Source organism: Halalkalibaculum sp. DA3122, from assembly GCF_043951865.1.
GTDB lineage: Bacteria > Bacteroidota > Rhodothermia > Balneolales > Balneolaceae > JAMQKA01.
Genome location: NZ_JBINJF010000009.1, coordinates 93,280 through 108,839 on the forward strand (window position 1 = coordinate 93,280; position 15,560 = coordinate 108,839).

Consider the following 15,560-nt stretch of genomic DNA (forward strand, 5'->3'; position numbering starts at 1 on the left):
TCGTTACGATTCTCCATTTACTGCTACAGGTGAATGTTCGGCAACCCAGTCATAGCCCTCTTCTTCGAGCTTCATTGCAAGCTCTTTATCGCCGGACTTGATAATCTTGCCATCCATCATGATGTGTACCCGGTCCGGGACTACATAATTCAGTATACGCTGATAGTGGGTCACGAGCACAAAAGAATTTTCTTCTCCTGAAAGTTCATTAATGCCGTTGGCTACGATTTTCAGGGCGTCTATGTCAAGACCGGAATCTGTTTCATCCAGCAGCGCCAGTTTGGGATTCAACACCGCCATCTGGAAAATTTCATTTCGTTTTTTCTCTCCCCCGGAGAATCCCGCGTTAACGCTTCGTTCCAGGAATTCCGGACTCATTTCAATCAGATCCAGCTTCTCTTTAGCATAATCCTCAAACTGCAGGGGATCCAGCTCCTCCCACCCGCGGTGTTCGGCCATGGTGTTGTACGCCTCGCGGAGCAGGTTGGAATTTGTGACCCCGGGAACTTCCACGGGGTATTGAAATGCGAGGAAGAGTCCCAGGTGAGCCCGTTCGTCAGCTTCCATTTCTAAAATACTTTCACCTTCGAAAAAGATATCACCCTGGGTTACTTCATAAGCCTCATGTCCTGCTACCACTTTTGAAAGCGTACTCTTCCCGCTTCCGTTCGGACCCATAATGGCGTGAATTTCACCTTTTCCAATTGTCAGGTTCACCCCTTTGAGGATCTTTGTTCCATCCTCTTCGGCGATGACATGTAAGTCTTTGATCTCTAGCACGTTATATGTTTCCTTTTAAGTTTGTTATAGTTTAAAATTTCGTAATCGGTCTGATGATTTTCCCTGGCTGGCAATGACAGGTTAACAGCAAAAAGATATGGCTATTTTATCCTACGCTGCCCTCAAGTTTAATACCAAGCAGCTTGTCAGCTTCAACAGCGAACTCCATCGGCAGCTCTTTCAGCACTTCTTTACAAAAGCCGTTTACAATGAGGTTTACCGCGTCGTCTTCATCCATTCCGCGCTGCTGAAGATAAAAGATCTGGTCTTCACCGACGCGGCTGGTCGAGGCCTCGTGTTCCACCTTTGCAGTGGGATTGGCCGACTCAATATACGGGAATGTATGAGCCCCGCAGGTCTGGCCGATCAGCATCGAATCACAGACCGAATAGTTGCGGGCATTTTCAGCACGGGGGCTAATTTTAACCTGCCCGCGATAGCTGTTATTAGACTCTCCGGCAGAAATACCTTTGGAGATAATCGTGCTCTTGGTATTCTTCCCGATATGGATCATCTTGGTCCCGGTATCGGCTTGCTGGCGCTTATTGGTTACGGCGACTGAGAAAAATTCCCCAACAGAGTTGTCTCCGGACAGAATTACACTCGGATACTTCCATGTTATGGCAGAACCGGTCTCAACCTGGGTCCAGGAAATTTTCGAATTGTCCCCGCGGCACTGGCCGCGTTTGGTTACAAAGTTGAATATTCCACCTTTACCCTCGTCGTCGCCGGAATACCAGTTTTGAATTGTCGAATACTTGATTTCAGCATTCTCAAGAGCAACCAGCTCAACAACGGCAGCGTGCAACTGATTTTCCTGGTACATCGGGGCGGTGCAGCCTTCCAGGTAGCTAACGTGGCTGTTGTCTTCGCAAATGATCAGCGTCCGCTCAAACTGGCCTGATTGCATGTTGTTTATGCGGAAATAAGTAGAGAGTTCCATCGGGCACACCGTATCTTCCGGAACATACACAAAAGACCCATCCGAAAACACCGCTGAATTTAACGCGGCATAGAAATTATCACCTTTGGGAACCACGGTACCCATATATTTTTTTACAAGCTCGGGATGATCCTGAATAGCCTCGGAGATGGAGCAGAAAATAACTCCTGCTTCAGCCAGTTTTTCCTTGAATGTGGTGAAGATCGACTCGCTGTCAAAGACGGCGTCGACCGCAATACCCTGCAGCTGCTTTTGCTCCTGAAGGGGAATACCGAGCTTTTCATACGTTTCAAGGATTTGCGGATCAACATCATCCAGGCTTTCCGGCTTTTTCTTTCCGTCTTTCTTCTTCGTTGAAGAGTAATACTGGATATTATCGAAATCCGGCTTTTTGTACTTCACATTTGGCCAGTCGGGCTCTTCCATCTGCTTCCACTTCTCAAACGCTTCAAGACGGAATTCAAGCACCCATTCCGGCTCATCTTTTCGGCGTGAAATCTCACGGATAATTTCTTCATTGATGCCCGTGGGGAAATCTTCATATTCCACATCAGTGGTAAAGCCATATTTATACTCACCACCAACCATGGACTCAAGTGCTTCTGTTTCACTCATAAATTTGTCGGTTACTGATTTTCCTTGGTTTCTGTATTCAGTTTGGCAAACAAACGGTTCATGCGATCCGTTCAAACCGTATTTGAATTAAGTCTATATAAACGCTTAAAGATACATAAAATGTTGGGCAACAAAAACTTTAGACGACTACTGTTTCTGCTTTGTTTATGAACTTCCTTGTTCCAATCCAAATATGATAAATTTGATCAGTCCGTACCAATTGAAAGGGTCTATACCAGAGATAAATGATTGTTATGAAAAGAGAGATCTACTGTCTTGCGAGGCAAAAATTCAGGTTCCAAACTGTAAAAACAGGTCGGCGGTAGTTGTGCAAAAATATATATTGTTTAGATTATAAGGGTTTTGAGATATTAACTTGTTCCTGAATCGAAACAAATGATCGGATTACAATGACAAATTATCAAAATTTTCATGCCGCCTATCCGAAAAGCAAGCGGGTAGCTTATACACTTGGTGCGGTCGTCTTTGCCGTATTACTGGCCGGTTTCTGGAACTATCATCTTGTCGATGGCTTTGGCAAAGAGGTTATCGCCGGAAATACGATCGGCGATACCAGCCGGTTGGCAGGAGGCTATGAACAGCATGGCAGTGGTTTTGGGTTCATCTTTGCGGCAATCGCCGGGCTGGCTGCCACGTTTACCGCCTGTAACTGTGTTGTCTTTGCGATGATTCCGGGACTTGCGTGTTCGACCGACGGGAGCGGCACAACATCTGCAATGAAAGCATTTGGCGCCTTTACCGCGGGCGTGCTGGTTATTACCGGGGGATACGGCATTTTTGCAGGATTCCTCGGTGCCGAGGGAGTCGAGGTGCTAAACCAGCGGTCCGTACGCCTGGGGCAGGCACAGGCCGTATTTTCCATGCTGGGTCTAATCATGCTGGTATGGGGCGGGCTGGAACTCGGTTATTTGGACCGGATAAAACAGCGTTTCTCGGCAACAACCCGCGCTTTTTTTAATCAGACCACAACAAAGGCACTGCTTCTTGGTACACTTGTCGGTTTATTTGCCGTTGGGCGGCCTTTCCCGGTGTTCAGGGAATTTCTCACGTATGCCGCCAGCGCTCAGAACCCAATATATGGAGCGGGCGTCATGATGGTACAGGGGCTCGGGCAAATTGCGGTGATGGCCCTCTTGTTCTTTATTATCCTCTGGCTCGGCGGGGATCGCCTTGGAAAAGCAGCGGTTCAAAAGCCGTATCGGTTCCGCCTGATCAGCGGGCTCGCGCTGATCACAGGCGGCACCTATTTTATCTATTACTGGGGTCTCGCATTTATTTTTGATATTGGCCGTTGGGGATTCAAACTCGGCTGGTATTGACAATGATATAAACTCTTATTTTATGGGCCGACGCTCTATTTTTAATTAGGTTCCTGTTATAAAAAGTCGTAGCATAATCCTGAAAGGATTAGGTTCTCGCCGGATGGTTGCCAAGTTGTTTCACTTATTACTGCAGCGACGGTTCTCCCGGCCGTATCCTATGTCTAATGTCTAATATTTGCTAATTTAATATTTCGAAAAATGACCACTATATATGTTGGAAATCTGGACTATGGAGTTTCCAGCGAAGACTTGCAGGAACTGTTTGACGAGTTTGGTTCTGTCGCCTCCGCCAAAGTAATAACCGATCGCGATACCAGACGTTCAAAAGGGTTCGGTTTTGTAGAGATGGAATCGGATGAGGAAGCACAAACGGCTATTCAAGAGCTCGATGGTGCTGAATACGAAGGACGCATGCTTAAAGTAAATGTTGCCCGCCCCCGGGAAGAACGCAACCAGCGCAAGGGAGCGTTCAGGCGGAAGTAGTTTCTACGGGCATATCCCGTAAAATGGGATATGCCCGTTATTTACGGTTAAATCAAAAGTAGTATTGCGGCGAGGGCTGCCGCTATACCCCACCACTGAAGCTTTGTGACGGTGTCATCCCAGATCCAAAATCCCAGCAGCGTACCTCCCGCCACGTTAAGGATATTCACTACGGGATATGCGATCGCACCGTCTATCTGGTGTAGCGCATAGATCAAAAAAACCGTTGAATAAAGGTTTGGAATCCCTATCAGCACACCGGTGACAACCTCTCCCTTTTTTAATGCAGGTCCTTTTTGGACAAACATCAGGATCAACCCCACCAAAAATGCCACGGAAAAGACCATCCCCATAAATGTCAATTCGTTGAATTGCAGACTGAAGTCCTCTTCATACACTTTTAGGGAGGCGTCGGCCAGGCCCGTCAGCAGGAATATGACGATCAGCAGCCAGGCGGCGTCAATTTTCTTAAACCGGATGGTTCGTTTCCGGGGGATCAGCAATCCCAGGGCTACAAATACCAGGATCAGGCCCAGAACCGTTGCCGCGGTAACCGACTCCCTGTACAGCAACACCGAAACCAGTACCGGTACCAGAAGGGATAGTCGCATCGCGGTAACCGAGATTCCGATGCCGTTCAGGTGTATCGATTTACTGTACACCAGGAAGTTGACAATAAAAATACTGCCGGTCGCCACGACAAACAGGAAGCCCGGATTGGTCAACAGTTCCAGATTTGCCTCCAGCGAGGGCAGCCCGCCGATACTGAAAGCGACAAGTGCCGCAACCAGGTAATTGACGGCAAATGTGTTGAGCATCCGTTGGTCTCTGCTCTCCCCGGCTTTCATCAGGTGGACGAGCAGCAGCGAGCAGCCGGCACTTAACAGCAGGTACAGGTAACTCATTCTCCGTCAAGGTTGATCGATTCATCACCAAAAAAAATGGGATCTTCAGGCTCGTCGTGCAGTTTGCGGGCTGTGTAAGAAACATTGCGCTGCAGGTACTCAAATAGATCTGAAATGTTGGTCCTGCGCTGCTGAAGTCCCTTTGCAAAGTAATACGGGAAGATATGGTGCTTTTTATCCTCCTGCCCATTCCCCAGATACAGGTGGGTCGACTGATCCAGCTCTGAAGAAAACAGTATCGCCAGCCTTTCGTTCTCATTGACCAGGGAGATCGCCGCATTTTGAAGCGGTTGCCGGAATCGCGGCAGTGAGCTGCTCCCTTCACCGATTGCTTCTGCCGACTGGCGGAAATCGATATTGTTGATGATAACAGTTGATTGTGAAGGAATGCTGGCAATGGTTTTATACAGGGAAATCAGGTTGATCGCCGTTTGTGCCGTACTGTCTTCAGAAGTCAGCAGCAGCGCGGGTTGATAGTCTCCCTGTGTGTCCTGCAACACGCCATACCCACTCAGGTAGACAAAGATGTTGGAGCTGTCGGTGGCTGTATAACGCATGAGTGCCATGACAGAATCTACCGGCTGCCGGGTCGTCAGATCTTCCATCCGGTAAATGCTGTCGGAGGGATATCCCAGAGCATTCTGCAGGTAGGTTTCGATGAGTTGCAGGTCTCGTCCCGTATACTTTCTGGGCGTATAGTTTCCCCGGTATTCTTCATTACCAACGAGCATACCTATACCGTGCTTATTCGATGCGTTTAATATCGGGATATTCGTTTCCACATCAATTCTACCAAACGGAACCGTGGGAACGGCCACGACCTGGTTCTTTTTGGCAAAATCGGAAGTTCTCCAGACAAGAGACACATCTCCCCTAGCAATGAAATTATCCGAAATGCCGTACAGAACCTTGTACCATTCCCGGCCGGCCTCTTCCACTATTTGAAGCTGACTTCCCTCAATGAGTTCAGCCAACACATTTTCAATGGATTCATCGGGGGCATTTCTTAGTTCTGTCACCGGTGTCTCCACCCTGGCAAACGGCCGGAGGATGGAATCCAGCGGGTATGAAAAAAGGTAGGTGCTGTCGCTGTATCCGACTTCGATATTTACGGGGCCGGGATCCGGATCCGTAATTTCTGCTGCACTTAACACCGAACCGAGATCAACATTTATCTGGCCATTGCTGAGCCCATAACGCTGCTGTTCGGTGATCGCATCCCCGTTGTAATAAATATTGATGGTGGCCGAATCATGTTCGGCGCTGGATACCCGCGCAGTATCGGTTTTGATCTGCCAGCCCGATGTCCGCAGAAAACGCTCCTCTCCCGTGGGGCGGGGTTCCCCATCGGGTTTGAAATTCAGAGTCGAACTCAGCACCAGCAGTCCACCGACAGTATTGAGCGTCACCGTTTCCAGGCGCCCCTCAATGCCGTTAACGGCATTGGAATTGGCCAGGTAAAAAGCGGTAGCCGCCCCCATTACGCCCAGCGAAAAGAAAAAAGGACGAATTTTGTAGTCCTGTACATACCGCTCCATGAGAACTTTTTGTGCAAATTCATACCGCTGTTGGGACATCAGCTGCAGGTGCAGAACAGGATCTTCTGCAGTTGGCGGCTGGGATACCGCAGGAAACTCCCGGGAGGAAAGCAGCGTGTAATCCTCCGGATCGATCGTCTGTGTATCTTTAACCATCCACCGCGGATTGGTGCAGGCTCCCAGTACCAGGACCAGGACCAGGAAAAAGAGGTTATATTGAAATAAACGGTTCAAGCAGTGGTATTAGAATGTAAAAACAGCTCCGATTCCTATGACATGACGAAACGAAAAGTGCGAATTTTCCTGCGGATGCGAAACCCACAACGGGAGATCGTACCGAAGCACCAGGCCCCGCGGGTTGCCAAGATAATCAGGAATATTGAAGGAAAACGTAAAGCCGAGACCTGCATCCGAAAGCACGTGAGACTCTTCAAGGCTTGTCAGTCCCAGTGAAGTACCGGTATCATTAAAGATATACGAACGCAGCCTCATAAAATTACCGATCACCGGAATATTGCGGATTGCCCGGTCGAGCGGGTTGGGATAGTCCAGTTCGATATTGAGTGCTCCCACGGAGGTCAGCAGAGGACTCAGCCCGTTTTCAAGTGCAGAAATATCCTGCTCGCTGTATCCTCTCAAGTTCGCCCCGCCCGCTACCTGGAAGAGACCCGTTGACATCCACGAGGTGGGAATGGTGCCTTTGGCACGAACCAGGCTGTTCTGGTTCCACTGAACGATCGGCCGGAAGCTGCGGCTAAACAGAAACTCCGGTGCGGTCTTTTCGGAAGCCAGCCCTGAAAAAAGGCGTGTATGGAGTCCAAACCCGGACCCCAGCAAAAACTGCTGCTTCAGTTCCACGGCCGCGTAAACAAATGGAGAAGTCTCTCCCGCAATATTTGCCTTAACATCGGCCTTGACTTGATAGCGGCCCAGGACGTTTGCATTGTTCAGTTCAAATCCCAGTGTTCCAAGCCACAGCCATTCCTGCTGCCACGTATGCGGGAAAAGTAGATAGGAATCGTCAAAGCGCTTTTGTGCAGTAATTCCGGCAGAAAACGTTACAAACTGACGCTCGTCAAAACCCGGCTGCCACCGTTTATTAAATTGGATGCCGTGACGCGAAAATCCGGCCCTGATGGAACTGGCAAGCCGTATATTCCCCTCGCTGTTGAACCCCGAGATGGAAGGAATCGGTTCGGTAAATTCAACATTGTAGGATATGGGGTCTTCTGGCCACCACGTTCCGAGCCAGATCCCTGCATTCAACCGGTGGGGGCCATCCTGAAATGTGCCGGGGACCTGGCCTGTCACACGCACTCCTGCGCGAATACCGTCCACGTCATTGTACCAGACATCCGGGTAAGGCAGCAGCTCATAGCTTTTCGTCTCTTGCGCCATGCCCGGAGTGGCAAGAAATAGACCTATAAATATGGCGGCACAACACGTTGCGAGAGGCGGAATTTTCATCAATGAATCGGGATTTCCCAGTCTTCTATTATAGCTTTTGACAACAATATATCATGAATAAACCGTAATATTCTCCGCTGTTCTGGCCAGTAAATATAATGTTCTGCTTTATCAATCGTAATCCATTTATAGCGGGTGTGCTCCTCGTTAAGCCGGATGTCCGGCGCCCGGTTTAATTCTGCTGCAAAAACAGGGATCTGGTGTATCATATCGGTCGAGGGCTCATAAAATTGATTTAACGTTGGAGGTGACCAAAACCGTTCGGGATCTACACTCAGCTCTTCGTTAAGCTCTCGAAGAGCCGCTTGCCAGGCGGTCTCTCCCGGTTTTACTTTGCCGCCGACCATCCGCCACTGCCCGGCATACATTTTGTTTTTCGCGCGTTTTGCTACAAAAAATTGAGGAGTATCCTCTATAAAACGGTAGGGATACAGATCTACCAGCCGCGGCATATTTTTGAAGGATCAGGCGTTGTCGGGTTGCATTTCAGGGACGTTAACCGTTGGGCGACCGATGCTAAAGTATTTGATATCCATATCCTCTATCCGCTTGAGATCGTAAAGGTTACGACCATCAAAGATAACCGCTTCCTTCATCAGTTTCGGGAAATTATCAAACGAAGGTCGCCGGAACTCATTCCATTCGGTGCAGATCACGAGAGCGTCCACTCCCCGCAGCGCGTCTTTTTGATCGTGTACAAAATCGGTGTTCTCCAGCACCTCTTCATCTGCAGCCGCCCTGAAAGTAGCGATCGCCTCGGGGTCATAGGCTTTTAGTTTTGCCCCCCGTTGTACCAGCTCCTTGGTGACATACAGGGCCGGAGCTTCCCTGATATCATCGGTTTCAGGCTTGAAAGAGAGTCCCCAGATACCAAATGTTTTGCCGGTAAAATCATCCGTTCCGAAAAACTTCTCCATTTTGGGGAGCAGGGAGATCTTTTGTGCATCGTTGATCTTCATTACGGAATCGAGAATTTTGAAATCATAGCCGAACTGGGAAGCGGTCTGATGAATCGCCTGCACATCTTTGGGGAAGCAGCTGCCCCCGTACCCGATGCCGGCAAAAAGGAATCGCTTGCCGATACGGGAATCCGTGCCGATACCCCGCCGCACGTGATCGACATTGGCCCCTACCCGCTCACAGATATTGGCAATCTCGTTCATAAACGTAATTTTAGTGGCCAGGAAAGAGTTGGCAGCATATTTCGTGAGTTCCGAACTCCGTTCATCCATAACGATGATCGGGTTGCCGCTGCGCACGAACGGTTCATACAGGAGCTCCATCTTTTCCGCTGCCCGCTTGCTGGAAGTCCCGATAACGACTCGTTCAGGCTTCAAAAAATCCTCAACCGCGGCTCCTTCACGCAAAAATTCGGGGTTGGAGACAACGTCAAAATCGGTGGTCGCGTTGGCCGCAATTCGCCGGCGTACCTGCTCGGCAGTGCCAACCGGCACCGTGCTTTTGTTGACAATGACCTTGTATTCATCAATCAGGTTTCCGAGCTGTTCCGCCACCTTAAGGACGGCACTCAGGTCGGCCTGTCCGTCGGCGCCCGGCGGTGTTGGAAGACACAGGAAAATGAGTTCCGCCTGTTTGACAGAATGCTCCAAGTTAGTTGTAAAATGCAGGCGATCCTCTTTTATCGAGCGGCTGAATAACCGATGCAGTCCGGGTTCATAAATAGGTATTTCCCCCTGCTTCAGGGTTTGGATCTTCTCTTCATCGATATCAACGCATGTAACGTTATTTCCCGAGTCAGCAAAGCAGGTGCCCGAGACAAGTCCTACATAACCGGTACCTATTACGGCAATATCCATCTGTTATCGTTCTATGTTTTTTATTTCCAATTTCAGTGTTCCTGCGGGCACATCCACCTCAACGACCTCGCCTATCTCGCATCCCAGAATCGCCTGGCCGATGGGAGAGTCAACCGAAATCTTGTTTTCCTTGAAATTGGCCTCGTCTTTGGAGACAAGCGTGTACTTAACCTCTTTATCGGTCTTGTGGTTGTGGATTGTTACCGTGGAAAGGAGATAAGCCTTGTCGGTTTTTATTTCATCTTCATCCAGTATCCGAGCATTTGCCAGTGCATTTTCAAGCTCAGAGATCCGCTTCTCAAGCATCCCCTGTGCCTCTTTGGCGGCATCATACTCGGCATTCTCGCTTAAGTCACCCTTCGCACGTGCCTCGGCAATCTCTTCGGCGATCTCTTTCCGCCCACGGGTCTTTAAATCTTTAAGTTCTGCTTCCAGTCTTTCGAAACCTTCTCTGGACAGATAATTCTTATCACTCATGGTGTCGAGGTTCTGCTTTTTCATTCAAAATGTACTTCAAAAAAAGAATGCCAGCCGAAGCTGACATAAATATTTTACGTACTTTCCAGTTTGTTAGGCGCTAAAAATACTATGATATTTGTATTAATGCTAACGATTTTACCTTCGTTACTTTCAAGAAAGTCCAGCTGTATGAGTATTAAAAAGCTTACTACGAAACAGATTTTGAAGAACAATCGCTCCCGGTCGGTCCCGGAGCCGATGCAACATCTGAAAATTTTGCTGCATAACCTGCGCAGTATGCACAACGTGGGAGCGGCTTTCCGCAGTGCCGATGCGTTCGGCATTTCAGAGATCCTGATTTCCGGTTTTACGCCTGCCCCGCCCCGGCCGGAAATATCCAAAACGGCGATCGGGGCTGAACAGTTTGTGGACTGGAAGCAATTCGAGGATGCGGAATTCCTTTTTAACCAGCTTCGGGAAGCCGGTTTTCACCTGGTGGGGATCGAACAGACCGACAACAGCATCCACCTGCCCGATTACCAGCCGCCGGAGCAGAAAAAGCTGTGCCTCGTTTTCGGCAATGAGGTAACGGGCATTGATGAGACGATTATGCCCCATATCGATCAATTTGTAGATATACCCCAGTACGGGAACAAGCACTCCCTGAACGTCTCCGTGGCAGTGGGGGTAACGCTGTACGGGTTCCTGCAAAAATCGTGGTCATAATGAGATGTTGCACCCCCTCTTAAAAAAGGACGGAATCAACACCGGGAGTCCGGCCGGTCTGAGCCCGACCCGATTTAAGCGGCGCGAATTTCGGATTTTTAAATTTAAGCTGTTATTTTCGCTCTCAATCTGAACTACCGAATTATTAATCCAACAGTTGACGCGAATGTCGAAAAAGCTTCTTGTAACCTCTGCCCTGCCCTACGCCAACGGTCCTATTCACCTCGGACATATTGCAGGTGCTTATCTTCCCGCCGATCTTTTTGTGAGATACAAGCGCCTTAAAAACGCCGATGTAGTCTATATTTGCGGCTCCGATGAGCATGGAGTGCCTATTACCATTGCCGCAGAAAAAGAAGGCGTTGCCCCGCAGGATATTGTGGACAAATTTCATGAGATGAACAAGCGGGTGTTCGAGGAATTCAAGATTTCGTTCGACTACTACGGCCGAACCAGCTCGGATGTGCACCGGGAGACATCCCAGGAGATTTTCAAGAAGTTGTATGAGAAGGGCATCTTCACGAAAAAGGTGGAGGAACAGCTCTATGACGAGGAAGCAGACATGTTCCTACCCGACCGGTATGTGAAAGGCACCTGCCCCAGTTGTGGCTACGAAGAAGCCTACGGCGACCAGTGCGAACAGTGCGGCACCTCCCTCTCTCCCACTGAACTGATCGACCCGAGAAGTGCATTGACCGGCAACAAGCCGATTACCAAGAAAACCGAACACCTGTACCTGCCGATGGGAGACTACCAGCAGGAGCTGGAGGAATGGCTCGACACCCGTAAAAACTGGAAACCCAACGTAATGGGACAGGTCAAAAGCTGGCTGAACGACGGGCTCAGCGACCGGGCCATGACGCGTGACCTGACCTGGGGCGTTCCGGTTCCGGTGGAAGGATTCGAGGACAAAGTGCTCTACGTATGGTTCGACGCTCCCATCGGCTATATATCCGCCACAAAAGAATGGGCCCGGCAGCAGGGCGATCCGGAACGCTGGAAAGCGTACTGGCAGGATGAGGAGGTTGAACTGGTTCACTTTATCGGGAAAGACAACATCGTATTTCATTGCATCATTTTTCCCATGCTGCTGATGCAACACGGCGATTATGTGCTGCCTGAAAATGTACCGGCCAACGAGTTCCTGAACCTGGAGGGCAAGAAGCTCTCCACCTCCCGCGGGTGGGCGGTTTGGCTGAACGAGTACCTCGAAGAGTTCGAGGCCGACCTCCTGCGGTATGTTCTGGGTACCATCCTTCCTGAAACCAAAGATTCCGACTTTTCCTGGAGCGATTTCCAAACGAAGGTCAACAGTGAGCTTGCCGATGTTCTCGGAAACTTTATCTTCCGAACGACATCCTTTACCTCCAAATATTTTGACGGTACAGTTCCCGCACTGACAGATCCCTCTCCCAAAGACAGGGAAGCCCTGGACCAGATTGAACAGCACAAAAAGAGCATTGCAGAAAAGTATGAGCATTATAAAATCCGTGAAGCGATTGCCGAAACCCTGAACCTGGCGCGCGTGGGGAATAAATATTTTACGGAGATGGAACCGTGGAAAACCCGTAAAGAGGATCCCCGGGCTTGTGCTAATACGTTACACGTCTGTCTTCAGATATCCGCGGCCCTTTCGGTGCTTTTCCACCCGGTTCTGCCCGGCAAGATGGCACAACTCAGAAACCAGCTCGGACTGCCGGAGGATATCGGCTGGGATGCGGTGAACGACCAGTTGATGGAAGTGGGTAAAGCAGTGGAGCAGGGCGAAATCCTGTTCCAGAAAATTGAGGATGAACAGATCGAGCAGCAGCTGCAGAAATTGAAGGATCGCGCTGCAGAGATGTCGGAAGACGGGCAAACGGCGGACTACGAACCGCTTAAGGATGAAATTGAGTTCGACGACTTTACGGCCATCGATATACGGGCGGGCAAGATTGTCGAGGCCCGGCCTATCGAAAAAGCAGACAAGCTGCTTAGGCTGACGGTAGACCTCGGCTTCGAGACGCGAACAATCGTCTCAGGCATTGCTCCCGATTTCGACCCGGAAGAGATCGTGGGACAAAAGGTCTGCGTGGTGGCCAACCTGGCACCCAAAGCCCTGATGGGGGTTGAAAGCAACGGGATGATTTTAATGGCCGAAACGGCCGACGGGAGGCTCCGTTTCGTAGAAACGGATGCCGAACCCGGCAGCCCGATTACCTGACACATTCAACATCCAGACGCCGTTATTAATACGACGGGGTACCGGAAGGGACAATTGGGAGTATCGGGTTTCAAAAATGTTCGAGTTTAATTCTTTCTTTAGTCACTTTATAAATGCATTTGGATTTGCCGGTAGTGCCCGGATGCGTTCATAAATGTTAAGACACTATTTTAACTGCGACCAAAAATAAGGAGATTTTCATTTGGCTATTTCAGATGCAAGTACCAGGGGGAGTTGGAATTCGAAAATCGGTTTTATCCTTGCCGCTGCGGGATCGGCTGTCGGTTTGGGCAACATATGGCGATTCCCGACCGAAGCGGCCTCGAATGGTGGCGGGGCGTTCCTGATAATCTACCTGATCTGCTGTTTTCTCATTGGGTTCCCGGTTATGATGGCCGAACTTTCTATCGGCCGTCATACCCAGAAAAATCCCGTGGGTGCGTTTAAAGCACTGGGGGGCAGCAACAAATTTTATCCCCTCATTGGCCTGTGGGGAGTGCTTTGCGGCATCATGATACTTTCGTTCTACACCGTGATCGCCGGATGGACGGTGAGCTACGTCTTCGAGGAGATTTTCTTTTTCCTGGGGCTTGTCGACTGGGCCACCTGGGTTGCCGATACCAATAACGGGCTCCTGAACGCGATCTTTTCAACCCTGTTTATGGGTGCCACCATTTCCATCATTGTGGGAGGGGTCAGTGACGGTATCGAGCGGGCCACGAAAACCATGATGCCGCTGTTGATCGGGATCCTGATCATCATGATCGGGTACACCATCACCCAGCCTGGCAGCACGGAGGGGCTGGCCGTATACCTGCAGCCCGACTTTTCGATGATTACCCCGGAACTTATATTCGCGGCCATGGGGCAGGCATTCTTTTCCCTGTCCCTGGGAATGGGTGCGCTAATCACTTACGGTTCCTACCTCAGCAAAAAGGAAAATATTCCCGAAGCCGCGGCACTCGTAACGATAACCGATGTCGGGATCGCCTTCCTGGCCGGGCTTCTCATCCTTCCCGCCATGTACATGGCCCAGACCGCGGGGATCTCCATTTTTGCCGATGACGGCAGCCTGCTGGCCGGCCCGGCACTTATTTTCCAGGTACTGCCGGCTCTCTTTCATGAACTGGGGGGGCTGCTCGGACTTGTTTTCGGCGGCACTTTTTTCCTGCTGCTGAGTGTGGCGGCCCTGACCTCCACTATTTCGCTGCTGGAGGTACCGGTCTCCTTCGCCATTGATGAATACGATGTAAAGCGGAAGACTGCGGCCGTCTACATTGGTCTCGGAATTCTTTTTATCTCGCTGATCATCGGGTTTTACCTGCCGCTGATCGATTTTCTGGACCTTGTATTCAGCCAGATTGGCCTCCCCCTCGGCGGTATCATGATATGCCTGTTCCTGGGATATGTCTGGAAAACGGAAAATGCCTTCAAAGAGTTGAACTCCGGCTACAAGGGGTTCTCAGACACCCTGCTGGGTAAAGCCTGGAAGTTTTTTGTGATGATTATCTGCCCAATCGTTATCCTCTTTAACCTGCTGCGTGCCCTCTTCCCAAATATGTTTTAATCCACGCTTGTTATCCTTAACCGCTCATGCTATTTTTGACCAACTTTAAAAAGTCGTGGTTCCCTCGCTGTAAATCATTTTGCGGTCGATAACCATTGCTCCGAGGCTCACGACAGAAGATTGACAACCAGATATTTATGGCTAAGATAGATACATCTCAATTCAGAACCGGAATGGTCATCGAAGTGGAAAACGAACTCTACTCCATTGTTGATTACCAGCATGTGAAACCGGGCAAAGGCGGTGCGTTTATTCGTACAAAGCTGAAAGGTGTTGTCAATGACAAAACCATTGAAAAGACTTTTCGTTCTGGGGAAAAGCTTCTTGAAATACGTGTGGAACGTCAACCCTACCAGTTCCTCTATTCTGATGGCCCCCTGTTTCATTTTATGCACCAGGAAACGTATGAACAGATCCCGGTAAATAGAGAAAATGTGAAAAAACCGGAATTTTTTGCCGACGGGCAGGAATGCACGCTGGTCATCGACACCGACAACGAAAATGTACTCTACGCTGAACCCCCGGATCATCTGGTCAGTAAAGTGGTGGAAACAACCCCCGGTGTTCGGGGCGATACAGCCCAGGGCGGCAGTAAGCCGGCCACGCTGGAATCGGGAGCAACCGTCAAGGTTCCGCTGTTTATCAATGAGGGCGATGAAATCAAAGTTGATACCCGCACTTCCGAGTATATTGAACGAGCAAAGTCTAACTAAT

14 protein-coding genes are annotated in these 15,560 nt (G+C 49.7%); 6 read left to right on the forward strand and 8 right to left on the reverse strand.

Annotated elements, in window-relative coordinates:
* Window positions 1–3: 3 nt before the first annotated feature.
* Both sufC and sufB read right to left on the reverse strand, forming a co-directional pair.
* The gene (gene sufC / locus ACG2F4_RS08410) at window positions 4–780 is read right to left on the reverse strand and encodes a Fe-S cluster assembly ATPase SufC (protein ID WP_395259779.1); all 777 of its coding nucleotides are present in this window, start codon (window positions 778–780) and stop codon (window positions 4–6) included.
* 106 nt (window positions 781–886) lie between these two features.
* Window positions 887–2,338 (reverse strand): Fe-S cluster assembly protein SufB, encoded by a 1,452-nt coding sequence (gene sufB, locus ACG2F4_RS08415; protein WP_395259780.1) that lies wholly within the window; start codon window positions 2,336–2,338, stop codon window positions 887–889.
* 410 nt (window positions 2,339–2,748) lie between these two features.
* Here sufB and ACG2F4_RS08420 point away from each other — a divergent pair, with 410 nt between their 5' ends.
* Window positions 2,749–3,678 (forward strand): hypothetical protein, encoded by a 930-nt coding sequence (locus ACG2F4_RS08420; RefSeq protein ID WP_395259781.1) that lies wholly within the window; start codon window positions 2,749–2,751, stop codon window positions 3,676–3,678.
* Between the two features lie 201 nt (window positions 3,679–3,879).
* Window positions 3,880–4,164, forward strand: a complete 285-nt coding sequence (locus tag ACG2F4_RS08425; RefSeq protein WP_395259782.1) for an RNA recognition motif domain-containing protein — start codon at window positions 3,880–3,882, stop codon at window positions 4,162–4,164.
* 47 nt (window positions 4,165–4,211) lie between these two features.
* Here ACG2F4_RS08425 and ACG2F4_RS08430 read toward each other — a convergent pair whose 3' ends face one another.
* The 6 genes from ACG2F4_RS08430 to greA all read right to left on the reverse strand — a co-directional run bounded on the left by ACG2F4_RS08430 (window position 4,212) and on the right by greA (window position 10,392).
* Window positions 4,212–5,069 (reverse strand): hypothetical protein, encoded by an 858-nt coding sequence (locus tag ACG2F4_RS08430; RefSeq protein ID WP_395259783.1) that lies wholly within the window; start codon window positions 5,067–5,069, stop codon window positions 4,212–4,214.
* Complete coding sequence (locus ACG2F4_RS08435) at window positions 5,066–6,841, reverse strand: caspase family protein (protein WP_395259784.1); 1,776 nt, start codon at window positions 6,839–6,841, stop codon at window positions 5,066–5,068. Before ACG2F4_RS08435 ends, ACG2F4_RS08430 begins: the two co-directional genes overlap by 4 nt.
* A 9-nt stretch (window positions 6,842–6,850) precedes the next feature.
* Window positions 6,851–8,005 (reverse strand): hypothetical protein, encoded by a 1,155-nt coding sequence (locus ACG2F4_RS08440; RefSeq protein WP_395259785.1) that lies wholly within the window; start codon window positions 8,003–8,005, stop codon window positions 6,851–6,853.
* 68 nt (window positions 8,006–8,073) lie between these two features.
* Window positions 8,074–8,526, reverse strand: coding sequence for an NUDIX domain-containing protein (locus ACG2F4_RS08445; protein WP_395259786.1), 453 nt, complete (start codon window positions 8,524–8,526; stop codon window positions 8,074–8,076).
* Between the two features lie 12 nt (window positions 8,527–8,538).
* Window positions 8,539–9,891, reverse strand: coding sequence for a UDP-glucose dehydrogenase family protein (locus tag ACG2F4_RS08450; RefSeq protein ID WP_395259787.1), 1,353 nt, complete (start codon window positions 9,889–9,891; stop codon window positions 8,539–8,541).
* 3 nt (window positions 9,892–9,894) lie between these two features.
* Window positions 9,895–10,392 (reverse strand): transcription elongation factor GreA, encoded by a 498-nt coding sequence (greA, locus tag ACG2F4_RS08455; RefSeq protein WP_395259788.1) that lies wholly within the window; start codon window positions 10,390–10,392, stop codon window positions 9,895–9,897.
* A gap of 147 nt (window positions 10,393–10,539) precedes the next feature.
* Between greA and ACG2F4_RS08460 the strand changes: the two genes are divergently transcribed.
* From ACG2F4_RS08460 to efp, 4 genes are all read left to right on the forward strand, one after another.
* Complete coding sequence (locus ACG2F4_RS08460) at window positions 10,540–11,076, forward strand: RNA methyltransferase (RefSeq protein ID WP_395259789.1); 537 nt, start codon at window positions 10,540–10,542, stop codon at window positions 11,074–11,076.
* A 166-nt stretch (window positions 11,077–11,242) separates the two neighbouring features.
* Window positions 11,243–13,279: a methionine--tRNA ligase gene (gene metG, locus ACG2F4_RS08465; RefSeq protein WP_395259790.1), complete on the forward strand. Its 2,037-nt coding sequence runs from the start codon at window positions 11,243–11,245 to the stop codon at window positions 13,277–13,279.
* 202 nt (window positions 13,280–13,481) lie between these two features.
* Entirely contained in the window at window positions 13,482–14,846 is a 1,365-nt protein-coding gene (locus ACG2F4_RS08470; protein WP_395259791.1) for a sodium-dependent transporter, read from the forward strand.
* Window positions 14,847–14,983: 137 nt separating this feature from the next.
* Window positions 14,984–15,559, forward strand: a complete 576-nt coding sequence (efp, locus tag ACG2F4_RS08475) for an elongation factor P (protein ID WP_395259792.1) — start codon at window positions 14,984–14,986, stop codon at window positions 15,557–15,559.
* The last annotated feature ends 1 nt before the right edge of the window (window position 15,560 follow it).